Consider the following 26,428-nt stretch of genomic DNA (forward strand, 5'->3'; position numbering starts at 1 on the left):
GTTGGAACGCTATTTATTGATAGATTGCTAATGTTAGGGGGTGTTTGTTGATCTTTTTTGGATAGAATAACATTAAAAAAAAGATGGTACTGAAAAACGCAACCCAAGGGGTTACTATTTTTTTGTAAATTGAAACGTACATAAAACGCTCTACTTATGGAAAAGGCACTGCAAACCATGATCGACAACATGCCTGAAAAGACAGGGAAATCATTGAATGAATGGAAGACCATTCTTAAAGAAAAGTCATTTGCCAAACATTCTGAAGGTGTCAATTATTTAAAGAAAGAGCACTGTGTTACCCACGGTTTTGCAAATACCATTGTTACCCTTTCAAAAGAAGAAAACCATGCTCCAACGGATTTGGTGGATCAGCAATACAAAGGGAAAGAAAGCCTACTCCCTATTTATGAAAAGCTGCTACTTGTAATAAAGCCTTTTGGAGATGATATTACCATTACCCCAAAGAAAACTACCGTAAGTATTATTCGTAAAAAGCAATTTGCATTGATAAAACCTGCTACCAAAACTAGAATAGATTTAGGATTAAAAATAAAAGACAAGCCCACTACTGAGCGCTTGCAGAATTCTGGTCCTTTCGGCACCATGTGCTCCCATAGGGTTCAACTTACCGAAGTTTCCCAAGTGGATACCGAATTAATCGATTGGCTAAAAGAGGCTTATGAAAAAGCTATTTAACACAACCCTTTCATTAATTATATCGCATTAAGCTATCATACATTTTCTTGGCACTGTACCTTTGCCCTATGAGTATTGAACAGACTGCCATAAAAACAACATACTTTAGCATTGTAGGTAACATTCTCTTGGCCCTTATTAAAGGTTTAGCGGGATTCTTTGGTAATTCTTACGCTCTTATTGCAGATGCCATTGAATCCACTACCGACATCTTCTCCTCTATTTTGGTGTTATTAGGATTTAAGTATGCAGAAAGACCTGCAGATGAAAATCACCCTTACGGTCATGGTAAAATAGAACCCATTATTACTTTTTTAATTGTTGCTTTTCTAGTGATATCTGCAACAGTTATTGCCTATGAAAGCATTGACAACATACAAACTCCACACAAAACTCCAAAATCATGGACATTAATAGTTCTTGGCGTTATCATTCTTTGGAAAGAAATTTCATACCGAATCGTCATTAAAAAAAGTAAGGAAACCAATAGTACTTCGTTAAAAGCGGACGCTTGGCACCATAGAAGTGATGCCATAACATCAATCATGGCTTTTATAGGTATTTCAATTGCCCTAATTTTTGGAAAGGGTTACGAAACGGCCGATGATTGGGCCGCCCTAATTGCTTCGGGTTTTATTCTTTACAATAGCTACCTAATCTTACGACCTGCGTTAGGCGAAATAATGGACGAGCAACGGTATGACGAACTATTGGAAGAAATACGTAAAAAATCACTGGAAGTACCAGGGGTTACCGGTACAGAAAAATGTTTTATACGAAAAGCCGGAATGAAATTTCATATTGACCTCCATGCCATGGTAGATGGCACTATATCGGTTACAAAAGGACATGATATTGCACATTTACTAAAAGACCATCTACATCATGAAATTCCGAACCTTGGTCACATATTAATACATATTGAACCTGATGATTTGTAACTAAATCCCCAAATGCAACAAGGCCAAAGCATCTTCTGTTTTTCCTTCTGCCAACCACTGTTGTGCCAGTTTGTGCAATGCTACAGCATCTTCATCGCCGTTTAGTATAGATTTCACCTCAGCATGTGCAGCAATAGCAGCAATAGCTTCTTTAGTAGGCAATTGTTCTAAGTTACCTAGTCTCCCTAAATTATTTCCTGTTAAAACCGAGCTATTACGAACAGCTTCGGGCAACATATCTACTCCTATTCCTTGGGTACGTATAGGTTTTGGAATTTCAAACAAAGCATCGCCACTAGCCCGGCAATACCAATTACCGCCCATACGGGCAACCAAATCTAACTTGGGGGTATCCAATTTTCCTTCGGCATCTAGAAATGCTTTCTTTACGTGTATCTGAACTACTTTTGCCAACACTAGATTTCCTGCTCCCGGACCATCACCCAATGCTATTACTTGGTCAACCACACACTCAAAAGCTACGGGAGCTTCCCCTACTCTTGGTGGTTTTACCTTATCGCTTGGTACTTGGGTTAATCCTGATTTTACAAATTCATTTACCCCATCACCGTATTCGGTACTTGACAATGACATTTGCTCTACCATGTCATAATTCACAATATTGATTACCGTTTCCTTTACTTCCAATACATTTTCCAAGGTGTGCTTGGTGGTATTATCACGACCTCTTCTTGAAGGGGAAAAAATCATGATTGGCGGGTTTACACTGAATAGGTTGAAATAACTGAACGGACTCAAATTTACATTGCCGTCCTTATCAATTGTGCTGGCGAAACAAATGGGTCTTGGCGCTACAGCAGATAATAAATACCCATGCAGTTCTTGTTGAGATATACTTGCCGGGTCTATTGTATTTATTTCTTCGTGTTGTGACATTGTGCTCATATTCTAAATTACTTACTGGGTAAAATAGTACCCGTTACTTCACCAAAACCAACCCTTACGCCTTCTTTTTCCGCAAATCCTTTCAAGGTTATGGTGTCATTATCTTCAATAAAGGTGCGTTTGCTTCCGTCTTTTAATTCGAAAGGTTTTTTACCTCCCCACGAAATCTCCAACAACGATCCATAGGAGCTTTCATCTTTGCCCGATATGGTACCCGATGCCATGACATCGCCTACATTTACATTACATCCGTTTACGGTATGGTGTGCCAATTGCTGCATCATATTCCAATACATGTACTTAAAGTTTGAGCGACTGATTATTGTTTCTTCCGAAGATTTGGAAGACATCCCTACTTCTAATTGTATGTCATAATTTTTGGCTCCTTCATATTGTAAATACGAAAGTACAGCTGGATCTTGCTTAGGACCTTGAACCTTAAATGGCTCCAATGCTTCTAATGTAACAATCCACGGCGACATGGATGATGCAAAACTTTTGCCCAAAAACGGACCTAAAGGTACATATTCCCATTTTTGTATATCCCTAGCGGACCAGTCATTGAACAACACCAAGCCAAAAATATGTTCCGAAGCATTTTCAACTGCAATCCGTTCTCCTAATTGTGTTGGTTTACCGACTATGAACCCCATTTCCAATTCAAAATCTAAACCCCCAGATGCTTGAAATACCGGTGTTTCCATTTCATTGGTTTTCACTTGACCCATAGGTCTATGAATATCGGTACCGCTTACCACAATGGAAGAAGCGCGACCGTGGTAGCCTACCGGAATATGCCTCCAATTGGGCAATAGCGCATTTTCTGGATCACGAAACATTTTACCTACATTGGTAGCGTGCTCAATACTCGAATAAAAATCGGTATAATCGCCAACTTGTACCGGCAGATGCATGGTAACGTCTTCCTGTTGCACAAATGCTTCCGGATGATTTTTTAATGGCGAATTTTCTATCACTAGCAACTGCTGTATATCTAAACGGACTTTATTGGTAATCTTCTTACCTAGAGCAATAAACTCATTTAAAGTTGATTGATTGAAATAGTTGGCATTGACCTCTATCAACCCTAACTCTGATACCACAACCAAATCAACAATTTGCGCTCCAATAGCAATACCTACTCTTGGCTGATTATCGTTCACCGAAAAAATGCCAAAAGGAAGATTGTAAATGGAAAAATCTGAATTATGGGGTACGCTGACCCATGTTTTTAGTGTTGTCAAGTGTTTTGTTATTTCTGTTATAACCAAGATTTGTAATAATCGCCATCATCTAATTTCATGGCATTCTCAGTAACCATTAACGGCTTAAAGGTGTCTATCATAACCGCTAATTCTTCAGACCCTTTTTGACCTATGCTTCGTTCTGCAGCACCTGGATGCGGACCGTGTGGTATACCTGCGGGATGCAAAGAAATATTACCTGGTTGTACGCCGTTTCTGCTCATAAAATCGCCATCAACATAATACAGCATTTCATCTGAATCTATATTGGAATGGTTATATGGTGCCGGAATGGACTGCGGATGATAATCATACAGTCTTGGCACAAACGAACAAATTACAAAGGCATTTGTTTCAAAAGTTTGATGCACTGGTGGCGGCTGGTGAATTCTGCCCGTAATAGGTTCAAAATTATGAATGGAGAATCCGTACGGGAAGTTATAGCCATCCCAACCCACAACATCAAAAGGATGTCCAATATACACCATTTCATGCATGACCCCTTGCTTTTTTACCTTTATCAAATGTTCATTGGTATCGGTAAATGTTTCAAGATTTTGTGGCAATTTATAATCGCGTTCACAGAACGGAGAGTGCTCCAATAACTGCCCAAACCAATTGCGATACCTTTTTGGCGTATAAATTGGCGAATATGATTCGGCATATAATATGCGATTGTCTTCACTATCAAAATCAATCTGATAAATGGTTCCTCTGGGAATGATCAGATAATCACCATATTCAAAAGGAATCTGTCCAAAAATAGTTCTTAAGGTACCAGAGCCTTTATGTATGAACAACATTTCATCGGCATCGGTATTCTTATAAAAATATTCGCGTAACGATTTTCGTGGTGCCGCTACCCCAATGATGATATCACTATTGACCAAAAGTGGCTCACGAGCTACTAAAAAATCGTCTTTTGCAGGTGCATTAAAACTAACCAACTTTAACGAACGTATATTCTTCTCCAACGCAATCTTAGGAGACACATCGGTACTCTTTACAATCTCTTGGACCATGGTAGGTCTATTATGATGATATAATAAAGAGGACATACCGTCAAAACCAATGGTACCGAACAATTGTTCCGAATACAACTCCCCATTGGGTTTTCTAAACTGCGTGTGCCTTTTTGGCGGCAACGCACCCTGCTTATGATAGATAGGCATATACGTTCGTTTTATTAGTTACTACTATTTTATTAAAATTAAACTATTCTTGGCTTGTCAAGAAATCTGTTGAACTTATAAGGTTCCTCTTAATTCTTGCTCACGCTCAATAGCTTCAAATAAAGCCTTGAAATTTCCTTTTCCAAAAGAAGTTGCTCCTTTACGCTGAATAATTTCAAAGAACATAGTTGGTCTTGCCTGTACCGTTTTTGTGAAAATTTGCAACAGATATCCTTCATCATCACGATCCACCAAAATACCTAGTTTTCTCAATGATTCTATATCCTCATCGATTTCACCAACTCGCTCTGTCAATACATCATAATACGTTGTAGGTATGGTCAAGAACTCAACACCTCTACTTTTTAAATCAGAAACCGTTTTTACGATATCATCAGTAGCTACGGCAATATGTTGTACACCTTCACCTTCATAAAACTCCAAATATTCATCTACCTGAGATTTTTTCATTCCAGGAGCAGGCTCGTTGATCGGGAATTTAATACGACCGTTACCATTACTCATTACTTTACTCATGAGCGCTGTATAATCGGTAGAAATATCCTTATCATCAAAAGACATTATTTGCTTAAAGCCCATTACATTGGCGTAGAAATCTACCCAATAATTCATTTTACCTTCGTTCACGTTACCTACCATATGATCTACAAATTTTAATCCAGTAGACGTTGGCTGATAATCGCTTTCCCATTTTTGGTAGCCCGGTAAAAATGTACCGTTATAGTTTTTACGCTCTACAAAAATGTGTACTACTTCACCATAAGAATAAATACCAGAACTTACCACCTTACCGTGCTCGTCTTCTTCGGTTTTTGGCTCCATGTAACTTTTAGCTCCTCTTTTCATAGCCTCGTTGTAAGCATAGGTAGCATCATCTACCCACAGTGCCGTTACCTTAACTCCGTCACCATGCTTGTCTATGTGCCTACCCACATCTGTACCACTCTTTAACGGTGACGTCAAAACCAATCTAATTTTATCTTGCTCTACCACATAGGATTCAAAATCCCTACTACCGGTTTCAAGACCTTTATAAGCTAAAGATTTAAAACCGAAAGCGGTTTTATAATAATGTGCCGCTTGTTTAGAGTTACTTACATAAAGCTCTAAATAATCGGTACCGTTAATAGGCATAAAATCTTGTGCCTCTTTGTGTTTGTTTTCTGCTACTGTTGAAGTTGACATAGTATATGATTTAGTTTTATATTGTTTTTTGTTGCTCATGCAACATATATGATAAAAAAATTTATGCTGTGGTCGTTTGGCTCTTCATTAAAACCTCAATTGCGGCCAAAAGTGCTTTGTTAGCCTCTCTAACCCCAAAAGATATACGCACTTTTCCCGGCGCACCAAAATTACCTACAGGGCGTACCATTATACCTTTTTTTTCTAAAAAAGAGGTAAACTCCATATCATTCACCGGTGGGTCTATTAGCACAAAATTACCCTGTGTTGGCCAATATTTGATATTCATTGTATCAAGTCCGTTCAAAACAAACTTTCTTTCTTCCTTAACCAATGCTAAAGTTTTGTTTACAAACGCTACATCTTCCAAAGCAGCAATTGCCCCCTCTAAAGCCAATGATGACAATAGAAAAGGTTTACAAATCTTACGCATGTAATTGCTTAGTTCTAAAGGGGCATAACAATAGCCAACCCTTAGACCTGCCAAACCGTAGGTCTTTGAAAAACTATTGATTGCAATTACATTTGTACCTTCTACTACAAAAGGAATTCCCGAAGTGTAATCTTCGGCTTCGGCAAAATGTCTGTATACCTCATCTAGCACCAGTACTACATGGTCAGGTAATTTATCAATGAAATTTCTTAAATCTGTCAGTGGAATATAATTTCCTGAAGGATTGTTGGGCGATGCTAGAAATACCAACTTTGTTCTATCATTAATAGCCTCCAAAATACCGTCCAAATTGTAATCATAATCCTCGGTCATGGGTACGTTGATTGCCTTGGCCCCCATCCAACGGGTAAAGGCCGTATAAGGTAAAAAGCAAGGCTGACTCACAATTACCTCATCATCTTCGTTCAAAAATGCCTTAGAAATCATATCTATAATTTCTGAACCACTATTTGCAGTAATAAAGTTATCTACGGTAAGTACACCATCAAAATCTTTCACCAATGCCTCACGCAACCTTATATCCGTATTATCCGGATATAGGCTCAAATCATCTAAGGTATTTGCCAAGGCTTCCTTAACTTTTGGGGAATACCCTAACGGATTTTCATTAGAGGACAATTTGTGAACGGTAACACCATCGGGCATTACAATCTTCTTTCCTCCGCCTTTGTAAGTGCTATCTTCTAATATATATTTCTTAAAACCTGGTTGCATATTTCTAGTACTTTTTGCCAATTTGAACTAAGTAAAAATACAACTTTTTTTTAATTTTGTTGCATTAACAACAATTTTAACGATAAACTCCTGTATTTTTGGAAGAATAACTTTGAGATTATGGACAGGACGGAGGGCTTCGGCGTTTACATTGATCGTACTTTAAAAAAGGTACAGAGCACTTTTTTACAGGTATTTGCAGAAAACAACATTGATCTTACTATTGAACAATGGGTGATCTTACAACGTGTACATTTAGAAGGAAAGGACGCTTCGCAAGCTGACATTGCCAAATCTAACTTTAGAAATAGGGCTACAACCTCTAGGGTAATCAGTGGATTATGCAAAAAAGGGTTGCTACGTAAATCAAGATTCAGAGATGATCAAAAGAGATATAAATTGGTCATCACAGAAGAAGGTTCTGCTCTAATAAAACAAGTAATGCCCTTTATACTGGACTTAAGAAAAGTTAGTACCCTGGGAATCACGGAAGAAGAATTCGAAATTTTCTACAAAGTACTTGACCAATTATGGGAAAATTTTGATCAATATGAAGGTCGTTCATAGTCATATTCCAGTCGATAAAAGAAATAATTAAATTTTTATTGATTTTGGTTTTACCAGTCTATAAAAATCACTAAGTTTGCACCCACATTTGAAAAAATGGTGTCGGTCGCATAGCTCAGCTGGATAGAGCATCTGCCTTCTAAGCAGACGGTCGGAGGTTCGAATCCTCCTGCGATCACTCTGAAGCCCCTTTTTAGGGGCTTTTTTGTTTAAATAACTTATTCAAGTCGTTCTATTTTTTTCACAAACCCAATAATCTTAAGGTTTTTATTATTTTTGAGATACTAAGACCATCACCAAACTACCATGTATACACTTACCTACGAATCTACTGCCGTTAAGATTTTGACCAGTTCAGAAATGGAGTCTTTGCTTGAGGAAGCACGTACACATAACAAGAGTAAAGATATTACCGGTTGCCTTATCTATTATAAAGGGAAATTTGTTCAACTTTTGGAAGGGGATAAAAAGGAGGTGCAAGAACTCTATGATAGAATAAAAAAAGACCCACGCCATAAAGAGGTTACCTTATTTTCAGAGGATAAAATTATCAAAAGAACTTTCCCTAATTGGGGCATGGCTTACTACCCTATGGATGAAGAGCACACCAACCAATATGAACTTGAACAGTTTAAAAGAAACTTAATCTTACTTTCCGATCTTGTTGAACCTACTAATTTGACAGCAAAGCAATTTTGGAAAAAGATAAAGACAATGATTGCAGAATCGCCCACGTAATTTCACTCAATTCTATATCATTTTATTATCTAACGGTAATTAATCATCATCTTCATTCTTTATAAGTGGATGATCCGTTCTGCCTAAACCAATTATCTTTATAATATTGATTATTGTATTATACAACATTAATACCACTACGATCAAGGCAGAACTTAATATTGCGCTTACACCAATAGTAATGTAATATATGGCATCAAAATAATTTTCCGGAATATTCTCACTTTCCGTGACAGGCAGATTAAACACCAAAAAGAACAACAAAGAGGCTATAAAAATTGCCGTATCCAGCTTTGCAATTTGCATAATGTGCAAGTAATGATCATTCTTCAGTTTAGAATTTGTCCCTGAGCTCACCCCTAAAAGGGTTAACATTAACGCCAATATGGTTGCCGATGCTAGCACTATGGTATTACATAAGGTATTTAATCCGGTAAGGCTAGACTTTATTAAAACTTTAGCTTCATAACCGCTTAAATTTCCAAGCATAAAAGTACCTAAACCAATAAACCCTAAAGAAATCAAGCCGCCTATAATTGCGCGCTTAGTATAAATTGAAATTTCTATGCCCATATTCTATAAATAAATTATAACGAATTATACTCTTAAGCATAGGATGAAAACCTAGCTAATATCCATGATACCGTAATGCCGAAAATCATATGTGCAAGGATCAATTGTAAAAAGAAATATGTCCAGTTAATTTTTGGCGGGTTACTGTGATTACTAATTATCATTGACCACCCGGCAACACCTAAGACCCCTAGTGCGGCCCCAAAAATTAATCCCGTCCAAATGATAATATCCTTGTTGAAATGGAAGTAATAGGCGTACATAATGGCCGCCATACTAATGCCTATTAGAAAATGAATTAACCAGCCTAAATAATAATTATTATCCACATTATCTTTCATAGTCTTAGAAAGATCAATAAGCTGATTTAATAAATGTGCCTCGTTAAATTTGTGACCGCTCAACAATTCAACTACATGACTAAAACCTGTCATAATCGTAGTTCCTAAAATGCCAGCGCAAAATATAGTTAACATTTCCATTGCTGTTTTTATTTCGTTAAACTGCTCCAAGCATTAAATTAAATAATAATTGGTGCATACCATTATCTATATTTTTTTGAACAAACAATTACTTGTAATGAATTACTTTTTGGAGCTTAACGCCAGTACCTTCAATGATATGTAATGCAATTAATGACAGTTATGCATTCTAAATAACCCACAAATAATAAATGGCATCGAAGAAATTATTGGAATTTTCGCCGGCGTCTTTACCACCATTGCCGCAGTTCCACAAATTTACAGAGCTTGGAAAACAAAAAAGGTAGATGATGTCTCCCCTAAAATGTTTTTTATATTAATTCTAGGGGTCCTACTCTGGACAGTATATGGTGTTATGAAACAAGATGCTCCAATTATTATTACAAACGGTATTTCAACACTATTGAACATCACTATGTTCATTCTCATATTTAAATATAGAAACCAGGACAAAAAACCAACACAATAAATTTTAAAGCTATAAGAAACATTTAGATTCTACATATAAAAGATGATACTCCTTTAGATTTATAGATTATGAATGCTGTGAAAAGAGAATAGCATCTCCTTTCTTATAACTTACACTATTACAATCTAGCCCTTATTTGTGTCGTATTGATATCATTATTTATCCATATGCTATACCGCACAATTTCCAATTAAAAGAGCAAATCAATTAAGTGTTCAAATTTTAATTTCAAGTAAGAAATTACAACATGTTAAAATTTAACAAGATGAAATTAGCATATAAAAGTTGCATAGAAGCCTGTAAAAAATGCTTTATCGATTGCCAAAACTGCATAGTGAACATGGCTGGTAAAGAAAGTATGAACGAGTGTCCAAATTGCTGTATTCAGTGTGTAGATACTTGCCTTAGCACCATTAAAATGTTAATGGCAGATAGCCCCTTTTCTTTAAAACAAGCAGCACTTTGCGCTGAAATTTGCGAATGGTGCGCAGAACAATGCCAACAACATGACCATGAGCACTGTCAATTGTGCGCAGAATCTTGCTTGGCATGTGCCAAAGAATGTAGAAAACTTGCAGCCTAATACCTTTTTAAAACTAAGAACATGGAAAATATAACGATAGATAAGAATCAAGAACAGGCAAAACAACCTGGTAATGAATTCAAAATGAACCCTGAGCCACTTACCATACGTGAAAGCTACAAAGGCAGTGATAAATTAAAAAACAAAGTTGCACTGCTTACAGGTGGAGATAGTGGTATAGGCAAAAGCGTAGCGATACATTTTGCAAGGGAAGGTGCAAAAATTGCCATCATTTTCCTAAACGAGGAAAAAGATGCATTACAAACCAAAATTGAAATTGAAAATGAAGGTGGAGAGTGCCTTTTAATCAAAGGAGATGTTAAAAATGAACAGTTTTGTAAAGATGCTATTGATAAGACCATTTCTAATTTTGGAGCCTTAAACTGTATAATCAATAATGCGGCCATGCAATTTCCTACCGAGCATATTGAGGATATCAAAATAGAGAATTTGCATACCACTTTTGAAACCAACATCTACCCTTATTTCTATATTGTCATGGCTGCCATGAAACATTTAAAACCTGGCGATACCATTATCAATACAACATCTGTTACTGCATATAGAGGGTCTGAGCACTTAATAGATTATGCCAGTACAAAAGGAGCAATTGTTTCTTTTACCAGAAGCTTGTCAAAATCACTTGCAGAGAAAGGAATTCGTGTAAATGCTGTAGCACCGGGACCTATTTGGACTCCTTTGATACCAGCTACTTTTGAGGGTGAAAAACTAGAGAAATTTGGTAAAGATGTGCCATTGGGCAGACCAGGCCAACCGGCCGAAGTAGCTCCAGCCTATGTTTATTTAGCCAGTGAAGACAGTAGCTACATGACAGGACAAGTATTACATATAAATGGTGGTGAAATTATTGGTGGATAATTTATTGTATAGATGATGATCAAAGATGATGTGTTCCATATTTATATGGCCGAAGATGATGCGGAAGATCAACAAATATTTAGAGATGCTATAGCTAGCTTGCAAGAAAATATAAAGATAACCATGTTCCCTAATGGGTTGGATTTACTAAATGAATTGCAAGCTAATTCTCTAAAGCCAAATGTTATTTTCCTTGATTTGTTCATGCCTAGATTAAATGGAGAGGAAACCTTGACCGAAATTAGAAAGAGTACTGCTCTTGATGATATTCCGGTGGTTATATTTTCTAATCTATACGATATTGACCGTATTTCAAATTTGTTCCAGAATGGTGCAAATAGATATCTCCACAAGCCTAATTCATTTAAAACATTGACTTTTGCCTTAAAGAGAACTATAGAATCAATTAAAAACAACACTTTGGGAGGAACTGCGATAATAAACTATGTAGAATAATAGTTACATATAATGGTGATTTATTTTTTTTGACTCAAAAAAGTTCATTCAACTTTTAGGTATTGAGTTATTTTTAAAATCAATCGCATTATTGCACAACAAAGGCAATGTCTACCTTGCTTTTGAATTATCAGCATATATAGTATGATCATTCAACCAAATAATTTTAGAGTACAAATTATTTACCAAACATGAGCAAACCAATTTTAAATGTTTTCCTGGCAGATGATGACAGTGATGACAGAACATTCTTTTCTGACGCCTTGCGCGAAATACCGATACAGACCAAAATATCGGAATTTAACAATGGTGTTGACCTAATGGCAGAATTACTATCTGAAACTGCGGCGCAGCCAGATGTAATTTTCCTAGATTTAAAAATGCCCATGATGGACGGATTTGAATGCTTGGCGGATATCCGAGATTTGGATAAATATCTTAATACTCCGGTAATTATCTATTCAACTTCGTACCATCCTAAAGAAATAGATCGCTTAAAAGAAATGGGGGCTTCATTGTACTTACAAAAACCTTCATCTTACAATCAATTAAAAACGCTTTTACACAAATGTCTTCGTTATGTAAATAATGCAGAAGGAGATATCCTAGATAAAGAATTTGTAATCTCTATCTAATTCCCCTATTCATATTACCCTCCTCCTTTAAATTATATCAGAACACTTTTTTATTTATCAGTTTTTTTATTAATTGTTATATTAAACCAGTAATACCTAAATAGCACTTATCTGGCAAATAATTATTTTATAAAGCCAGATTTCGATTTTTGATACCACGTAATACTTCAGATTTTTCCAAAATAAAAAAGCCAGCTCTATGAGCTGGCTTTTTTATTTTTATATCGTTCCTCTTATGCAGAAAGAGATACGTTTCTAATATTCATTAAGTAAGCTTTTGGCGTACAATTAAATTTGTTTCTAAATATTTTAGAAAAATAACTTCTACTGGTAAATCCTATTGAATATACAATTTCGGAAATATTCATATCAGAAGTCTGTATTAGCTCTTCCGCTAAAATTAAACGCTCATTTCTTATAAAATTGGTTACCGTGGTACCTTCCATCACTTTAAAACCTTCTTGAAGTTTTGTTGGTGAAAGACCGTATTCTTTACTTAAATCTGTTACAGTATAAGGAAACTCTGGCTTTCTCTTTATTGCATTAACCGCCTCTTCAATTCTTAACAATTCTTTTTTGGTCAACATGGTAGAAACCTGACCATCATTCTCCATATCTTGCTTACAATGTAAAATTTCTAAAGCTAGGGTAAAGTTCACAATACCTTCAATAAGTAGCTTTCTTACCAAACCAACTTGGGTTATTGCTCTGATCTGCAATAATTGTTCTTTGATCTTTAAGTTAAAAGTACCTATATGTGCTTCTCCTTCTTCATTTAAAAAAGTGGCAAACAATTGCTCATATAGCTCTTGATGGTTGTTATTATTTTTCACCGCACCACCTTCTTGCGTTACTTTAATTATTGATAGATTAGATTTAGTAGCTTCTCTCAATTTGATATTAATAGTATCGTTAGATCCACCTACTACAACGGTTTGCAGAGCCTCTACTTTTTGAGAATCGCTACCTTTTGTAAATCTAAAATTACCTTCTAAGCAGTAAATAAAATATAAGCTTCGGTTTTCATCAAGCTTTAGGTCAAAATCAAAATCTTGATTTAGATCCATGTCATATTCAGTATAAGATATACCTGATCCTAATGAGACTGTTTGTATTCTACCTGTTCCCTTATCATTATCGTATTGAAGAATACGATCACCTTGAAAGCTAGAAATACTTCCGCCTAAAACATTATTGAAATAACTTAATTGATTATGAACTATTTGCATGATATATTATTTTGAAGGTTATTATTAAATGCAGCCTCTTGCTTTAAAACACCATTGGTTAAGCCAAGGGCATCAACATTCTCTCTTGTAGTTTGTATATAGGTACCTTTTGGTCTCACGGCACCTACTCTAGCATATTGAAGATTATTCATAAAGACTTACATTTCTTGTTGTTACAAAGATGCAGCCTATGAAGGTCAAATGTGTTACATGATTTTTAGAAGCTGTTACACAATTTTAAGAAAGGCAAATTATGAACTATAGCAAGGTAGGTAGGTAAACAATGAATTGCGCCCCTTTATTGATTTCCCCTTGGGCATGTATTACACCATTATGGGATTGAACAATTTTTTTACAAATAGACAACCCTAAACCTGTACCGGTAAATTCGGTTTTTCCGTGAAGTCTCTGAAAAATCTCGAATATTTTTTCTTGATACTTTTTCTCAAAGCCTATACCATTATCAATGAACTGTAATTTTACATAATTGATATTTGGTAGCAAAGTTTCTAAACTATCATTTTTGCCAGTAATAACACTACTTACAATCTTAATTTGAGGTTGAACCCCTTCCCTTATATACTTTAAAGAATTACCAATAAGATTAGCAAATAGCTGTTCTAATTGAAACTGAATGCCGTTGACCACCGGTAAATTTTGAGTAACAATTTCCGCGTTTAATTCATTTATACGTTCGCCCAGGTCTTCAAGCACATTATTTAAAACATCGTTGAGATCTACCCTTTTTGGTTGCTCATTAACCTCATCAATTTTTGAATATGAGAGAAGATTACTTATCAAATTTCGCATTCGATCAGATGAATATTTTATTTTATCCAAATATCCTTGTGAACGACTATTTAAACGACCTTCTTCTTCATCATGTAAACGACTAGCGAACATTTGTATTTTACGCAAAGGTTCTTGCAAATCATGACTGGCCACTCTATTAAAAGCTTCTAGATCAGCATTGGTTCTCTTAAGCTCTGCATTTTTAATCTGTAAAACGGATTCTTCCTCTATTTGATTGGTAACATCTCTTATAACGCCTACCATATACCAATTACCTTCTTTTTGGTAACACTCGCCAATGGTGTTCATATACTTAAGTTCATTAGACTTCGTATACACCCGAAACACTTGATCTGTCTTCGATTTTTTTCTTTTAGCCTCTTTAAAACTTGTCTTAACCTTTTCTATATCATTAGGGTGCAGAAAGGTCAATAAACGATCATACTGATTGTCAAACTCGTTAGGTTCATAGCCAAATAACCGGTACACATTATCCGAGTACTTAATCTGTTCTTTCTCTAAATTCCAACGAAAACTACCAATATTAGCCACATGTTCAGCCTCTGACAATAATCTATTTTGTATAAATAGTTCATTCTCATATTTCTTTTCTTTGGTTACATCTTTAGAGAATAAAATGAGACCATCGTTCATTTTAACAGTTCTAGTACTTAACCAAAATGACTCTTCCTTAAATATGAACTCCTTGGTATATTCTTTATTCTCTCCCGTAGCATAGCAGGTTTTCAATATTTCAATTACTCCGTTTTCTGAATTCTTTGGATAATATTCTAAAATACTTAGCCCTACTATTTTATCGGCTTCTTCATTGGTAATTTCATCCATTCGATTATTTAAATAATCGATTCTAAAATCTTTAACCTCACCGTTATCATTGAAAATAGGCTTTAAGTAGCATATAATACTATCATTACTATCTAAAACACGAACACCAAATAGATTGGAAATTTCCAATTCATGCGTTCTAGATTGTTTAGTACCTAATGGTAATTTAGACTCAGCATCGGTAATATAACTTGGTTCCAACTCAGTAAGGGTAATCAAAAGCCCATTATTAAGGCACTTTGCATCTACACGGTAATTAAAAACCCCGTCATCTTTTTTAATAGATATATGCGTAGTATTTTGTTCTTTGGTGGTAAATACCTTATTGGCAACAGTTAGTATTCCATCAACATTGGAAAGTTCCCCAAAATTTAGGCCAGTAACTACTTCGGTTGTTTTGCCAAAAAAGTCAAGGGCTTTTTGGTTGGCATACTTTATAGTATAGGCTGAACTTTTTGAAGTTACATCGGTTTTTGGTTCAATATATAGCAGTGCAATGTTGAACCCGTCAACAATATCCTGAAAAAAACTGCCTACCATATTATTTACCATTATCTCCTACTATTTTTTATTTTAGGTTAATACACTGCGAAGTAACCCTTTATAATATGATTTGACTAGTGCTAAAACAAAAAAAGTTGCTCCTAATGAAACAACTTTTATCTATGAGGTCTATTAAAAATTTAAATTTTCAATAAAAAGTTCTCTTTCTTAAAATCGTTCAGGTGGTATGCCCAATTCATTTTAACTACTTGTTTCAATGACTTTTTAAGCTCGCTAAAACTAGAAGGTTTTTTTATGTAAATGTTTGCCCCTTTCTCAAAGGTCTCCTCAATATCTCTTTCTGCAGAAGAGGTAGAATAAATAGCCACCAACAAATCTTTAAGATGTGGTGTATTTCTAATGGCTTCTAAACACTCAAACCCATTCATTATGGGCATGTTCAAATCTAAAAACACCAAATCTGGCGTGTTTTCCGTATCACTAAGTAAAAACTCCATACAGCTTTTTCCATTTTCCAATTGGTGCAAATCTGTATTAAGCTCTATTCCTTCTAACGCATCAGCAAAAAACTGTCTGTCGTCTTCGTCGTCATCTACAAGGAGTATCTTTAATTTATCCATTTCACTTTTCATGTATTGAAAGAAGAACCATTCTTCTTACTTTTTTCTAAACTTCAAGTATTGGGTAATTGTCAACCCCGTTACTTTTTTGAACTGATTCGATAAATGAGGTACACTACTAAAATTCAAGTCATGCGCAATTTCGCCCAAACTTGCATTTTCTAAAAGCACTAACTCCTTCACTTTTTCAATGCGCACTAAGATATAAAAATTCTCAATTGAGGTGAATGTTTTACTAGAAAACAAGTTTGAAAGATATGGATAACTAAAACCCAACTGATTAGAAAGTAATTCTGATATTTTTACGTTTCTAATATCTCCATCATACACCATTTTCTTAATGTATATCTTGATTTCCTCAACGATATCCCTATTCTCCTTAGTTTGGATTTTTATTCCAAAACCTTTAAGCTCTTTAGAAATTGACTCAAGCTTTTCATTGCTTAAATCTTCAGGTAGCTTAATAGTACCGTCTTCCAAAATTTCAAAATCAATCCCCGCTGCAACCATTGTTTTACGAAATACTTCACTAACCATTTTTTCAGGGTCGACTATGAAACTATATTCCATTTAAAAACAGTAATTAATTCGCAACAATTTAAGTTGTAAAAATATTATTTATATGAAACTTAATATAACAAAATACAATAAATATTGACCACTTTTGAGCCTATGGTGTAAATTAATTTTATTTGTAAGGTTATAACTAGAATTATTTATTGAACCAGTAGTTAAATACAGACCTACCGCTACTCCATGGTATAAATTAATGCTCCATACGCAGGTATATTCATTTTTCCAGTGAAATGTTTGGCGTCTGTGACTTTATCTACAAATTCTACGTCGGCAACTTCCATATTAGAAAATGCATTATCATAGATTTCACTACCTGCATTAATTTTTAAAATAAATGGCTGATTCTCATTAAGCCCTATACCGTAGTCTTTATATTCTTGATTGCTAAAATTCAAAATAATCAATACCGGTTCTTTAGGATCATTGGCATCAAAACGTTTGTAAGCTAAAATTTTGGTTTCGTTATTGACATGAAGAAACTCAATATGCTGGCTTCTTAGCCCTTTGCCTCCGGGCATTTTTCCTGTTCTTAATTGAATAATGTCACTGATCAAAGTTTCTATTCCTTCATGTTTTTCCAGTTTTCCCCAGTCTAAAGCTTCGGTGTCTTTAAAATATTCATCCTCAATAAACTCCTGTCCTTGAAAAAGCATGGGTATACCAGGTGCGGTCAGCGTTAATACCATTCCCAATATGGCTCTTTTCTTGGCAAAATCACTCTCTGCATCGCCTGGCTGAATCTCTTCCGGCACCCTTGCTTTACCGTTGGCCACCTCATCATGAGATTCTGTATAAACTACACGGCTAAAGGCATCGTTACTGTACTTAAAACTTAGGGCTCCTACGATTTTTTCCAAATCCCTACCATCATCATGGGTATCTTCAATAACTTCCCTTACCGGATGCACAAAATTCATATCCCATTGTGAGCCATACATTAAACCATCGTATTCTACGCCATCCGTTACCCTACTATCACCTTTCAAATCTTCTGCTATGGTTAAAACGTGAGGGTATTTCTCCCTAATCTCCATATTAATGTCACGCATTAATATATTTCCTTCTTCTATTTCTGTATCATACCCCAATCCGCCACCTTCATAGCGTATGTATGAAGTAGCGTCCATTCTCAGCCCATCACAATGGTATTTCTCTATCCACATCAATGCATTATCTCGCAAATATTGGCGCACTTCTTTTCTACCATAATCTGGTCTGGTGTCTCCCCATGGTGTATCGCTTCTGTGGTCATTGTAAAAATAAATTCCACCCTTATCATTTTCGCTCCAACCATCAAACTGCCAAAGATCCACATCTGAAGGACCAAAGTGATTGTACACCACATCCATAATTACCGCAATTCCTTTTTTATGCGCCTCATTCACAAGTTTAGCAAAACCATCTGGTCCACCATAATCTTGTTCAATAGCAAATGGATGAGCCGGATTGTATCCCCAAGAAATTCCACCTGCAAATTCAGCCACAGGCAATAGTTCTATACAATTAATCCCCAAACCTTTTAAATAATCCAACTTTTCAATAACATCATCAAATGTACCTACGGCATCTGGTGAAGACCTGTTAAATGTACCAACATGCAGTTCGTAAATCACCAATTTATTCCAACTAGGCATTTTGAAATCGGTATCATCCCACTCAAAATCCAAAGACCTTATCACAGAATTTCCATTACAGTTCGTTACCTCATAGGCGTAGGGATCATTTCTTGACAATAAGTTGCCGTTGTACTCAATAAAATATTTGTATTCATCACCAGGTGATGCTATATCTGTGACCATTGACCAATAACCATTCTCCTCTAATTCAAGGGAAAGTTCTCTTTTAGACCAATTGTTAAAGCTACCTGCCACAAAAACTTTGTCTGCATTAGGCGCCCATACTCTAAAGGTTACGGTACCATCATCTATGATAGCACCCATACCTGCCGATTTTGTAATAGAAGTCGCGTTCATAAGTCAAAAATAGACTTCAATTTTGGCTTGTAATACCCTTAAAGCCTGATGCTTTAACTCAAAAAAATAAATTTTGAATAACTGCTAAATGAAATATTATGTAGTTGAATAATATTCTAAAATATATATTTATTGCTGCTTAGGAATAACTACAGTAAAAACGGAACCTTTGTTTAATTCGCTAGATGCGCTGATGTATCCATAATGGTTCTGTACAATCTTTTTAACGATTGCCAAACCAATACCGGTACCTACATATTCTTGCTTGGTATGTAAGCGCTGAAAGACTTCGAATATTTTCTTAGAGAAGTGTTCTTCAAATCCTATACCATTGTCTATAATAGTTATTTTCACATACTCCTTACCTTCCAATAAATTATCATCAATAATCTGTGCATTGGTTATAGTTTCCGTATCAATGGTTATATCAGGTTCAGTATCATTCTTTGCATACTTTAATGAATTGGACAATAAATTATAGACCAACTGTCTAAATTGAAATGGCACTACCTCCAATTCATAAGAATTCAGCAAAGTAATTTTTCCGTTCTTTTTCTGAAGCTCTTCCCCTAGATCACTTTTTACGTCTTCTACGAGATTCTCCAGTTCAATTTTTTCAAATACCCGTTGCTCGGTATCTGCCCGTGAATAGGATAATAAATCATTAATAAGAGATTGCATTCTAAAGGCTGCGGACTGTATTTTTTTAAACTTTGTCTTACCGGAATCAGACAGTTTATCAAATTCTTTATCGAGTAAAATTTCCGTAAACATTTGAATTTTACGCAATGGCTCTTGCAAATCATGACTAGAAATATAGGCAAAGGACTGCAGCTCTTTGTTCATGGCTTCTAACTTAATATTGCTATCCGCCAATTCCTTGGTACGGTTCTCCACTTCCATTTTCAACTCATCAGCAAATGATTTTTGCTTATCAATACTCATGGCCGTACCTACAAAGCCCACCATTTCCTCCTTTTCATATTTTGGAACTCCCAGCACTTTGAACCATTCATATTTACCGCTTGAATGTCTTTTGACCCTATACTCCAAGGCAAAATCGGTTTTGTTCTCTACAGCATGCCCAAACCCGGCATAAATCAGATCCAAATCATCTGGGTGAACCACATCTACCCAAACCTGCCCCGTAAAATCTTCTTCCTTTTCTATACCAACATAATCCAATAACGCACGGTTGGCATATTGTATATTTATTTCCTTATCGGTTACCCAAATCCACACTGGCGAAAGGTTTGCCAGTTCCCTGAACCTTCTTTCACTCTCTTTTAATCTTCTTTCTGCAAGTACTGCTTCTGTTGTATCTGTTACAATGACCAAAACCCCAGACACATCGCCCTCCTCATCTTTTACCGGGCTATAACTAAATGTCCAATAAACATCTTCTATTCTACCGTTTCTAAAAATAGGTACCAATAAATTTTCTCTCCATATAGACTCACCCTTTTCCGTAACAACTTTTAACATTGGTTCAACTTCTTCCCAAGCTTCATCCCAGGCCTCTTTTCCATTTAGTCCTAAAATTTTTGGATGTTTACCATCGTCACCTAAAATTGGCCTATAAGCATCATTGTAAAAACTTTTCAAAGTCTTTCCCCAAAACAATAACATAGGGAACGGTGAATTCAGTAGAATGTTTATGGTTGTTCTTAAACTCTGCGGCCAGCCATCAGGAGGTCCTAAAGGTGTTAGTGACCAATCTTTTTCTCGCATCAACCTACCCATTTCACCACCATCATCAAGAAAATGAAATTTTTTGTTCATAAGGCTTGCAAATAAAAGTTTCTAAAATTATGGTTATTGTACTCTTTACGTAAAAGCATTATAAGATTAGCTAAATTAAACTAGCTATTACAAATTAAATAATTTATTGAAGAAAGTCTTAACTCAATAAAATAGAATTGCTCTTTATTAAGACCTTGAGGAGTGATTGCAACAATGTGACTTTTCCATTCCATTTTATAAAAAACCTTAAAATTGAAAATGTTAGAAAATCAGCAATTTTGACTCAAAAACAAGCAAAAAACCCTTTAAAATAGTCAAAAAAATCATAAAACAAGTCAATTTCTTGCATTTTAACTGAATTTTACTATGTTACTGTTTAACTAAAGTTATTCTATGCGACAATTAAAGATCACAAAACAAATTACGAACCGAGATGCCAAATCATTAGAAAAATATTTTCAAGAAATCAGTAAGATAGATTTAATTACTGCCGACGAGGAAGTAGAGCTGGCGCGAAAAATTCGTGAGGGTGATCAAAAAGCATTGGACAAGCTAGTGAGCGCCAATTTAAGGTTCGTAGTATCTGCCGCCAAGCAATATCAAAATAGAGGCCTACGCCTTACAGACCTTATTAACGAAGGCAATTTAGGCTTGGTAAAGGCTGCAAAACGTTTTGACGAGACTAGAGGATTTAAGTTTATCTCATATGCGGTTTGGTGGATCCGCCAGTCTATTTTACAAGCACTTTCCAAGAATTCACGCATGATTCGTTTACCTCAAAACAAAATAGCGGTTAGTTCTAAAATTTATCAGGTGTATTCAACATTGGAGCAAGAAAATGAAAGACCTCCAAGTGCTACGGAAATTGCAAAAGAATTGGATATGAGCGTTTCTAAAGTTAAGAGCTCTATGAAAAACTCCGGAAAATCCATTTCACTTGATGCTCCTTTTAAAGAAGGTGAATCCTCATCCCTATACAACGTATTAGAGTCTACATCTCTGGAAAGACCGGACAAAGACGTTATGGCAGAGTCGTTGGAAACAGACATCAATCAAGTTTTGCAAAAAATTCCAGAAAGACAGGGCGATGTTTTACGCCTGTTCTTTGGCCTAGGGAACCAACCTGCTATGAGTTTGGTTGAAATAGGCGAAGTATTTGATGTTACCAGGGAACGAGTTCGCCAAATCAAAGACAAGGGTATTAAATCTTTACGCCGAGCTTCTAACACAGAAGTATTAAGAGCCTACCTGTAAACCAAAGCTACATAATTAGCTAATCACCTTATACACAAACTATTATTAACACCCCTTAAAAATAGTATAACATAAGCTTAACACCTCTAATTTGTAGTTGGTGATGCTTATGTTATGTTACTGTTTTAAAAAAGAATACATGAAATTAATCTACATCAAAAGAGAAAGTAATATTAAAGAACTATACAGAACACGCACCGGACTTATGAAATCGAAAGTGACATCGATCACCAAATATTTTATGGGAGTACCTATAAAAACCATTCACTCATACAAACAAATTTATCAAGGGCGTAAAAATAATGCCATTGAAAAAATGCTATTTATATAATCACACAAATATTATCCAATAAATTAAACAGAATTCATGAAGATATTAGTAATAGGAGCAGGTAACATGGGCTTAACGTATGCTGAGGGCATGTCCAAATCAAAATTACTTAAGAAAAGGAATATAATGGTGCTTGACACTTCTGAAGAAAAATTGGAGGAATTAAGAGAAAATCCTCAATTTGATGCTTTTGATGACCTTAAAAATTGTGCCCCACAGGCAGATATCATTTTTATTGCCGTTAAACCATACCATGCTGAAAGCGTTTTTTTAAAGCTAAACCCGTTAGTAAAACCTGGCCAGATCATGATATCGATCATGGCGGGCGTTACCATAGATACCATAAAACAATTAACGGGACTCACAAAAATAGTTCGTGCCATGCCTAATTTACCGGCACAGATCGGTAAAGGCCTCACCTCTTTTGTAGCCTCTGAAGATGTTACCAGAATTGAGCTATTGACCATTGAAAGTCTTTTGGACACCACAGGTAAATCTATATTGGTTAGTGATGAAAACTTTATTGACGCCTCTACAGGTATTTCAGGTAGTGGACCAGCTTACGTTTTCTATTTTATGCAGAGTATGATGGAGGCCGCTTTAAAAATGGGCTTTACCCCAAGTGTTTCTAAAGTACTGGTAGCACAGACCTTTACAGGGGCCATTGAACTTTTTAACCAAAATGAACTATCGCCAAATTCTTGGATGGACAAGGTGGCAAGTAAGGGTGGTACTACCCGTGCAGCCTTAGACTCTATGGAAAACAATAATGTTGGTGAATTAATTAAAGAAGCAGCGTTCGCAGCATTTGAACGTGCAGTAGAACTTGGAAAAGAAAAAGTAAATGTATAAACAGAAAATAGTAATTAAGGTAGGCACTAACGTCATGACCAATAAGGACAATCGTATAGTGAGACCGGTATTACGAAATTTGGTACAACAGATTGCAGAACTATATGAACGTGATATTTTAACCGTATTGGTATCATCAGGATCGGTAATTGCAGGTCGCGAGGTGCTTGGTACATCGTCTATAGAGAACGACACGCAACGCAGGCAGGTATATTCGGCTATTGGCCAACCTAGAATGATGCGATTATACTATAACATTTTTCATGATTATGGTATGAAATGTGCTCAGGTACTGCCTACAAAACGCGATTTTACACCTGGTGTACACAGACAGAACATGATCAATTGCGTAGAAGGTCTGTTGTCCGAAGGGGTAATACCGATCGCCAACGAAGATGATGCCGTATCTGTCACCATGAGTATGTTTTCCGATAATGACGAACTGGCAAGTTTAATAGCCCAACTGATAGATGCTGACAAGCTGATTATTCTAACGGATATTGACGGACTCTATACCGGTAACCCTAACGAAGAAAGCAGCGACCTTATAGCACATGTTAATCCTGAAGAAAATCTAGAAGAATTTATTCAAGATAACACTAAAAAAGCCGGTGAAGGTCGTGGTGGCATGGGTTCAAAATTAGATTACGCTCAGCAAGCCGCCGCAAAAAACATACCTACGTTTATTGCCAACGGTAAAAAAGATCGGACGATCATTGATATTATAGAAGGAAAAAATGTGGGTACAAAAGTTACCCTTGAAGAAAAAGCAGAAGCATAATGAAGATAATTTCAACAGAAATAAAAAATAAGGTTTTAAATAGTATGATGTTACTTTTGGATACCAACCGAAGTAGCATTCTCAATGCCAACAAGAAAGACCTTGATTTGTTTACCAAAGAAGATCAAGCCATGTATGATAGACTTATTGTAACCAACGGTAAAATTGATGGTATGATCGGATCTATTAAAGAGGTGATGTCTCAAGAAGACCCTGTGGGTAAAATCATTTCGACCAAAAATTTGGATAACGGATTAGATATTACCAACAAAACAGCTCCTTTTGGTACAATCATGATCATCTATGAATCTAGGCCAGACGTCACCATAGAAGCCGCTGTTCTTGCTTTTAAGGCCAACAACAAAATATTGCTAAAAGGTGGTAAAGAAGCGCTTTACAGTAATACGATTCTTGTTGAACTATGGCACAAGGCATTAGAGGAGAACGGACTGTCTAAAGACTACATTCAACAATTGACCATGAACAGGGAAGAAACGCAAGAGTTCTTAAGAAACCCTACCGAAAAACTTGACCTCATCGTACCTAGAGGAGGTGAACGCCTCATTAACTTTGTAAAGGAACATGCAAAATGTGCCGTGTTGGTTAGCGGAAGAGGAAATAACTTTTTATTTGTAGATAAAGAAGCAGATTGGGAAAAAAGCGTAAAGGTCATCATGAACGCCAAAACCGAAAAAATATCGGCATGTAATGCTTTGGATAAAATTTTGATCAATTCCAATATTGAAAATTACGAGCAGAAATTAGCGGATATTTACCAACTTTTAAATGCAAATGGTGTGGAAACATTGGTTGATGCCAATGTAAACAATATTCTAAAAGATGCTCAACAAATACATGATGAAGCAATTTGGAAAGAAGAATTTCTAGCCATGAAATGTTGCTTAGGTGCTGTTGAATCCCTCGATGAAGCGGTAGAAAAAATAAACGATAATTCTGGCGGACACTCTGCCACTATTATGACCACCAATAAAAATACGGCACTACAGTTTATGGAAGAAGTAGATTGTGCCGCAGTATATCAAAACGCATCTACAAGGTTTACAGATGGCGGTCAAATGGGCGTTGGTGCAGAACTTGCGATTAGTACAGATAAATTGCACCACCGTGGTCCATTAGGTCTTAAACAATTGGTAACCAATAAATATTATATATTTGGTAACGGACAAATTCGTGAATAGCATTCTAGTTCCCCTAAAAGTGAAATAATGTTCGAAACAATTGAAAATATAGACGGCGCCTTGGTCTATCATGGTAACATGCACAAACGAATCTTTTTTTCTGAAGCAGAAAATGTCAATCTAGACCATTTGCTTCTTAAAATGAAAGATTTGGCCAAAAAGAAAAACTACGAAAAAATACTTGGCAAAGCATCGGAAAAAGGTGTCAAGGTTTTAAAATCAAAAGGGTTTGTAGTGGAGGCTAAAATACCAGGTTTGTATCGTGGTACAATTGATGGCTATTTTCTTGCAGAATACACCAAGCAAGAACGTCTTGCCCATGATGAAAAGACCAAAAAGACCATTAGCTCGGTAAAGACCATTGCAGAAGCCGCTAATAAACCTCAAACAGATCCACATCTTCAAATGCCTAGTAACCTGAAAATAAGGTCACTCACGGACTCGGATTTCAAAAATTTAGAAGATTTACATCAGAAAGCGTATAAATATCACCCGCATCAAATTAAGAATGCGGAATACTTCTCTAAATTAAAGAGTTTGAACCATGAGTTCTATGGGCTCTTTCAAAATGGTCAATTATTGGTTTCTGCCATACTTGCCATTAATGAAAGCGAACTGAATATGGAGATTGTAGATTTTGTAACCCATCCAGATTTTAGAGGTCAAAATCTTTCTTATTACCTTGTACAGGATATTAAGGGTCAAATGAATATTTATGGAAGCAAAACCCTTTATACCATGGTAAGGGCTACCTCATACGGTTTAAATATCACCTTTAGCAAACATGGGTTTGTTCTTGCCGGCACCCTTACCAATAATTGTATGGTAAGAGATGCTATGGAGAGTATGAACGTTTGGTATTACAAAGAAAAGTAATATAACACTACACATAATGAATGCCGGTTTTGAGACCATGACTACTCAAAATCGGCATTATTTATTTATTGTCTCACTTTATGACAATAATTCTTTGATAGTGTTCAATTTTGTGCTTTATTTGAAAAAACTAT

29 protein-coding genes and 1 tRNA gene are annotated in these 26,428 nt (G+C 35.8%); 16 read left to right on the forward strand and 14 right to left on the reverse strand.

Features of this window, described 5'->3' with window-relative positions; genetic code table 11:
* Positions 1-156: 156 nt before the first annotated feature.
* Both VBZ51_RS05455 and VBZ51_RS05460 read left to right on the forward strand, forming a co-directional pair.
* On the forward strand, positions 157-699 hold the full coding sequence (locus VBZ51_RS05455) for a DUF4287 domain-containing protein (RefSeq protein WP_416576315.1): 543 nt from the start codon (positions 157-159) through the stop codon (positions 697-699).
* Positions 700-767: 68 nt separating this feature from the next.
* Positions 768-1,640: a cation diffusion facilitator family transporter gene (locus tag VBZ51_RS05460; RefSeq protein ID WP_058105177.1), complete on the forward strand. Its 873-nt coding sequence runs from the start codon at positions 768-770 to the stop codon at positions 1,638-1,640.
* Here VBZ51_RS05460 and VBZ51_RS05465 read toward each other — a convergent pair whose 3' ends face one another.
* The 5 genes from VBZ51_RS05465 to VBZ51_RS05485 all read right to left on the reverse strand — a co-directional run bounded on the left by VBZ51_RS05465 (position 1,641) and on the right by VBZ51_RS05485 (position 7,357).
* Positions 1,641-2,537, reverse strand: a complete 897-nt coding sequence (locus tag VBZ51_RS05465; protein WP_416576316.1) for a flavin reductase family protein — start codon at positions 2,535-2,537, stop codon at positions 1,641-1,643. It abuts the gene before it with no gap.
* A gap of 17 nt (positions 2,538-2,554) precedes the next feature.
* On the reverse strand, positions 2,555-3,790 hold the full coding sequence (gene fahA, locus VBZ51_RS05470) for a fumarylacetoacetase (RefSeq protein ID WP_416576317.1): 1,236 nt from the start codon (positions 3,788-3,790) through the stop codon (positions 2,555-2,557).
* Positions 3,791-3,807: 17 nt separating this feature from the next.
* Positions 3,808-4,962, reverse strand: coding sequence for a homogentisate 1,2-dioxygenase (locus VBZ51_RS05475; RefSeq protein WP_416576318.1), 1,155 nt, complete (start codon positions 4,960-4,962; stop codon positions 3,808-3,810).
* Between the two features lie 75 nt (positions 4,963-5,037).
* The gene (gene hppD / locus VBZ51_RS05480; protein ID WP_071340338.1) at positions 5,038-6,168 is read right to left on the reverse strand and encodes a 4-hydroxyphenylpyruvate dioxygenase; all 1,131 of its coding nucleotides are present in this window, start codon (positions 6,166-6,168) and stop codon (positions 5,038-5,040) included.
* Between the two features lie 61 nt (positions 6,169-6,229).
* The gene (locus VBZ51_RS05485) at positions 6,230-7,357 is read right to left on the reverse strand and encodes a pyridoxal phosphate-dependent aminotransferase (RefSeq protein WP_416576319.1); all 1,128 of its coding nucleotides are present in this window, start codon (positions 7,355-7,357) and stop codon (positions 6,230-6,232) included.
* A 99-nt stretch (positions 7,358-7,456) separates the two neighbouring features.
* Here VBZ51_RS05485 and VBZ51_RS05490 point away from each other — a divergent pair, with 99 nt between their 5' ends.
* From VBZ51_RS05490 to VBZ51_RS05500, 3 genes are all read left to right on the forward strand, one after another.
* Positions 7,457-7,903, forward strand: a complete 447-nt coding sequence (locus VBZ51_RS05490) for a MarR family winged helix-turn-helix transcriptional regulator (protein WP_058105173.1) — start codon at positions 7,457-7,459, stop codon at positions 7,901-7,903.
* 104 nt (positions 7,904-8,007) lie between these two features.
* Positions 8,008-8,081, forward strand: a tRNA-Arg gene (locus VBZ51_RS05495).
* A gap of 128 nt (positions 8,082-8,209) precedes the next feature.
* Positions 8,210-8,641: a BLUF domain-containing protein gene (locus VBZ51_RS05500; protein WP_416576320.1), complete on the forward strand. Its 432-nt coding sequence runs from the start codon at positions 8,210-8,212 to the stop codon at positions 8,639-8,641.
* A gap of 39 nt (positions 8,642-8,680) precedes the next feature.
* Here VBZ51_RS05500 and VBZ51_RS05505 read toward each other — a convergent pair whose 3' ends face one another.
* The gene (locus VBZ51_RS05505; RefSeq protein WP_348101117.1) at positions 8,681-9,214 is read right to left on the reverse strand and encodes a hypothetical protein; all 534 of its coding nucleotides are present in this window, start codon (positions 9,212-9,214) and stop codon (positions 8,681-8,683) included.
* Between the two features lie 32 nt (positions 9,215-9,246).
* On the reverse strand, positions 9,247-9,690 hold the full coding sequence (locus tag VBZ51_RS05510; RefSeq protein WP_416576321.1) for a DUF6789 family protein: 444 nt from the start codon (positions 9,688-9,690) through the stop codon (positions 9,247-9,249).
* Positions 9,691-9,910: 220 nt separating this feature from the next.
* On the opposite strand from VBZ51_RS05510, the gene VBZ51_RS05515 reads away from it, so the two are divergent.
* The 5 genes from VBZ51_RS05515 (at position 9,911) to VBZ51_RS05535 (ending at position 12,718) form a co-directional block, all read left to right on the forward strand.
* Positions 9,911-10,165: a SemiSWEET family sugar transporter gene (locus VBZ51_RS05515; protein WP_416576732.1), complete on the forward strand. Its 255-nt coding sequence runs from the start codon at positions 9,911-9,913 to the stop codon at positions 10,163-10,165.
* Between the two features lie 340 nt (positions 10,166-10,505).
* Positions 10,506-10,748 carry a four-helix bundle copper-binding protein gene (locus tag VBZ51_RS05520; protein ID WP_321828291.1) on the forward strand — a complete coding sequence of 81 codons (243 nt, stop codon included), beginning with the start codon at positions 10,506-10,508 and terminating at the stop codon, positions 10,746-10,748.
* A 21-nt stretch (positions 10,749-10,769) separates the two neighbouring features.
* Entirely contained in the window at positions 10,770-11,627 is an 858-nt protein-coding gene (locus tag VBZ51_RS05525; protein WP_416576322.1) for an SDR family oxidoreductase, read from the forward strand.
* Positions 11,628-11,639: 12 nt separating this feature from the next.
* On the forward strand, positions 11,640-12,083 hold the full coding sequence (locus tag VBZ51_RS05530; protein ID WP_416576323.1) for a response regulator: 444 nt from the start codon (positions 11,640-11,642) through the stop codon (positions 12,081-12,083).
* Between the two features lie 191 nt (positions 12,084-12,274).
* Entirely contained in the window at positions 12,275-12,718 is a 444-nt protein-coding gene (locus VBZ51_RS05535; RefSeq protein ID WP_348361056.1) for a response regulator, read from the forward strand.
* 233 nt (positions 12,719-12,951) lie between these two features.
* Here VBZ51_RS05535 and VBZ51_RS05540 read toward each other — a convergent pair whose 3' ends face one another.
* The 7 genes from VBZ51_RS05540 to VBZ51_RS05570 form a co-directional block, all read right to left on the reverse strand.
* The gene (locus VBZ51_RS05540) at positions 12,952-13,947 is read right to left on the reverse strand and encodes an AraC family transcriptional regulator (RefSeq protein WP_321828296.1); all 996 of its coding nucleotides are present in this window, start codon (positions 13,945-13,947) and stop codon (positions 12,952-12,954) included.
* On the reverse strand, positions 13,938-14,099 hold the full coding sequence (locus tag VBZ51_RS05545) for a hypothetical protein (RefSeq protein ID WP_210708132.1): 162 nt from the start codon (positions 14,097-14,099) through the stop codon (positions 13,938-13,940). Before VBZ51_RS05545 ends, VBZ51_RS05540 begins: the two co-directional genes overlap by 10 nt.
* A gap of 106 nt (positions 14,100-14,205) precedes the next feature.
* Positions 14,206-16,137 (reverse strand): ATP-binding protein, encoded by a 1,932-nt coding sequence (locus VBZ51_RS05550; RefSeq protein WP_416576324.1) that lies wholly within the window; start codon positions 16,135-16,137, stop codon positions 14,206-14,208.
* Between the two features lie 131 nt (positions 16,138-16,268).
* Positions 16,269-16,709 (reverse strand): response regulator, encoded by a 441-nt coding sequence (locus VBZ51_RS05555; protein ID WP_074674670.1) that lies wholly within the window; start codon positions 16,707-16,709, stop codon positions 16,269-16,271.
* Between the two features lie 36 nt (positions 16,710-16,745).
* Entirely contained in the window at positions 16,746-17,279 is a 534-nt protein-coding gene (locus VBZ51_RS05560; RefSeq protein ID WP_058105162.1) for a helix-turn-helix domain-containing protein, read from the reverse strand.
* 179 nt (positions 17,280-17,458) lie between these two features.
* Positions 17,459-19,258 carry an alpha-amylase family glycosyl hydrolase gene (locus VBZ51_RS05565; RefSeq protein ID WP_416576325.1) on the reverse strand — a complete coding sequence of 600 codons (1,800 nt, stop codon included), beginning with the start codon at positions 19,256-19,258 and terminating at the stop codon, positions 17,459-17,461.
* 129 nt (positions 19,259-19,387) lie between these two features.
* Complete coding sequence (locus VBZ51_RS05570) at positions 19,388-21,040, reverse strand: sensor histidine kinase (protein ID WP_416576326.1); 1,653 nt, start codon at positions 21,038-21,040, stop codon at positions 19,388-19,390.
* Positions 21,041-21,394: 354 nt separating this feature from the next.
* Here VBZ51_RS05570 and VBZ51_RS05575 point away from each other — a divergent pair, with 354 nt between their 5' ends.
* The 6 genes from VBZ51_RS05575 to VBZ51_RS05600 all read left to right on the forward strand — a co-directional run bounded on the left by VBZ51_RS05575 (position 21,395) and on the right by VBZ51_RS05600 (position 26,294).
* A complete protein-coding gene (locus tag VBZ51_RS05575; protein ID WP_058105160.1) occupies positions 21,395-22,255 on the forward strand; it encodes a sigma-70 family RNA polymerase sigma factor in 861 nt (286 codons plus the stop codon).
* A 139-nt stretch (positions 22,256-22,394) separates the two neighbouring features.
* On the forward strand, positions 22,395-22,586 hold the full coding sequence (locus tag VBZ51_RS05580; protein WP_071340352.1) for a hypothetical protein: 192 nt from the start codon (positions 22,395-22,397) through the stop codon (positions 22,584-22,586).
* 36 nt (positions 22,587-22,622) lie between these two features.
* Positions 22,623-23,438: a pyrroline-5-carboxylate reductase gene (gene proC, locus VBZ51_RS05585; RefSeq protein ID WP_058105158.1), complete on the forward strand. Its 816-nt coding sequence runs from the start codon at positions 22,623-22,625 to the stop codon at positions 23,436-23,438.
* Positions 23,431-24,219, forward strand: coding sequence for a glutamate 5-kinase (gene proB, locus VBZ51_RS05590; protein WP_058105157.1), 789 nt, complete (start codon positions 23,431-23,433; stop codon positions 24,217-24,219). The genes proC and proB overlap by 8 nt, the downstream gene beginning before the upstream one ends.
* Complete coding sequence (locus tag VBZ51_RS05595) at positions 24,219-25,418, forward strand: glutamate-5-semialdehyde dehydrogenase (RefSeq protein ID WP_416576327.1); 1,200 nt, start codon at positions 24,219-24,221, stop codon at positions 25,416-25,418. Before proB ends, VBZ51_RS05595 begins: the two co-directional genes overlap by 1 nt.
* Positions 25,419-25,445: 27 nt before the next feature.
* Positions 25,446-26,294, forward strand: a complete 849-nt coding sequence (locus VBZ51_RS05600) for a GNAT family N-acetyltransferase (RefSeq protein ID WP_416576328.1) — start codon at positions 25,446-25,448, stop codon at positions 26,292-26,294.
* The last annotated feature ends 134 nt before the right edge of the window (positions 26,295-26,428 follow it).

The organism is Maribacter sp. HS (assembly GCF_048059195.1).
Taxonomy (GTDB): Bacteria; Bacteroidota; Bacteroidia; order Flavobacteriales; family Flavobacteriaceae; genus Maribacter; species Maribacter dokdonensis.

Excerpts from the sequence above, each read along its gene's own strand:
- VBZ51_RS05545 (WP_210708132.1), bottom strand. The coding sequence starts at position 14,099 with ATGAATAATCTTCAATATGCTAGAGTAGGTGCCGTGAGACCAAAAGGT.
- VBZ51_RS05505 (WP_348101117.1), bottom strand. The coding sequence starts at position 9,214 with ATGGGCATAGAAATTTCAATTTATACTAAGCGCGCAATTATAGGCGGC.
- VBZ51_RS05475 (WP_416576318.1), bottom strand. The coding sequence starts at position 4,962 with ATGCCTATCTATCATAAGCAGGGTGCGTTGCCGCCAAAAAGGCACACG.
- VBZ51_RS05555 (WP_074674670.1), bottom strand. The coding sequence starts at position 16,709 with ATGGATAAATTAAAGATACTCCTTGTAGATGACGACGAAGACGACAGA.
- VBZ51_RS05600 (WP_416576328.1), top strand. The coding sequence starts at position 25,446 with ATGTTCGAAACAATTGAAAATATAGACGGCGCCTTGGTCTATCATGGT.
- VBZ51_RS05520 (WP_321828291.1), top strand. The coding sequence starts at position 10,506 with ATGGCTGGTAAAGAAAGTATGAACGAGTGTCCAAATTGCTGTATTCAG.
- VBZ51_RS05560 (WP_058105162.1), bottom strand. The coding sequence starts at position 17,279 with ATGGAATATAGTTTCATAGTCGACCCTGAAAAAATGGTTAGTGAAGTA.
- VBZ51_RS05510 (WP_416576321.1), bottom strand. The coding sequence starts at position 9,690 with ATGTTAACTATATTTTGCGCTGGCATTTTAGGAACTACGATTATGACA.
- VBZ51_RS05465 (WP_416576316.1), bottom strand. The coding sequence starts at position 2,537 with ATGTCACAACACGAAGAAATAAATACAATAGACCCGGCAAGTATATCT.
- VBZ51_RS05525 (WP_416576322.1), top strand. The coding sequence starts at position 10,770 with ATGGAAAATATAACGATAGATAAGAATCAAGAACAGGCAAAACAACCT.
- proC (WP_058105158.1), top strand. The coding sequence starts at position 22,623 with ATGAAGATATTAGTAATAGGAGCAGGTAACATGGGCTTAACGTATGCT.
- proB (WP_058105157.1), top strand. The coding sequence starts at position 23,431 with ATGTATAAACAGAAAATAGTAATTAAGGTAGGCACTAACGTCATGACC.
- VBZ51_RS05460 (WP_058105177.1), top strand. The coding sequence starts at position 768 with ATGAGTATTGAACAGACTGCCATAAAAACAACATACTTTAGCATTGTA.
- VBZ51_RS05535 (WP_348361056.1), top strand. The coding sequence starts at position 12,275 with ATGAGCAAACCAATTTTAAATGTTTTCCTGGCAGATGATGACAGTGAT.
- VBZ51_RS05550 (WP_416576324.1), bottom strand. The coding sequence starts at position 16,137 with ATGGTAAATAATATGGTAGGCAGTTTTTTTCAGGATATTGTTGACGGG.
- hppD (WP_071340338.1), bottom strand. The coding sequence starts at position 6,168 with ATGTCAACTTCAACAGTAGCAGAAAACAAACACAAAGAGGCACAAGAT.
- VBZ51_RS05595 (WP_416576327.1), top strand. The coding sequence starts at position 24,219 with ATGAAGATAATTTCAACAGAAATAAAAAATAAGGTTTTAAATAGTATG.
- VBZ51_RS05455 (WP_416576315.1), top strand. The coding sequence starts at position 157 with ATGGAAAAGGCACTGCAAACCATGATCGACAACATGCCTGAAAAGACA.
- VBZ51_RS05530 (WP_416576323.1), top strand. The coding sequence starts at position 11,640 with ATGATGATCAAAGATGATGTGTTCCATATTTATATGGCCGAAGATGAT.
- VBZ51_RS05500 (WP_416576320.1), top strand. The coding sequence starts at position 8,210 with ATGTATACACTTACCTACGAATCTACTGCCGTTAAGATTTTGACCAGT.
- VBZ51_RS05575 (WP_058105160.1), top strand. The coding sequence starts at position 21,395 with ATGCGACAATTAAAGATCACAAAACAAATTACGAACCGAGATGCCAAA.
- VBZ51_RS05490 (WP_058105173.1), top strand. The coding sequence starts at position 7,457 with ATGGACAGGACGGAGGGCTTCGGCGTTTACATTGATCGTACTTTAAAA.
- VBZ51_RS05580 (WP_071340352.1), top strand. The coding sequence starts at position 22,395 with ATGAAATTAATCTACATCAAAAGAGAAAGTAATATTAAAGAACTATAC.
- VBZ51_RS05570 (WP_416576326.1), bottom strand. The coding sequence starts at position 21,040 with ATGAACAAAAAATTTCATTTTCTTGATGATGGTGGTGAAATGGGTAGG.
- VBZ51_RS05540 (WP_321828296.1), bottom strand. The coding sequence starts at position 13,947 with ATGCAAATAGTTCATAATCAATTAAGTTATTTCAATAATGTTTTAGGC.
- VBZ51_RS05565 (WP_416576325.1), bottom strand. The coding sequence starts at position 19,258 with ATGAACGCGACTTCTATTACAAAATCGGCAGGTATGGGTGCTATCATA.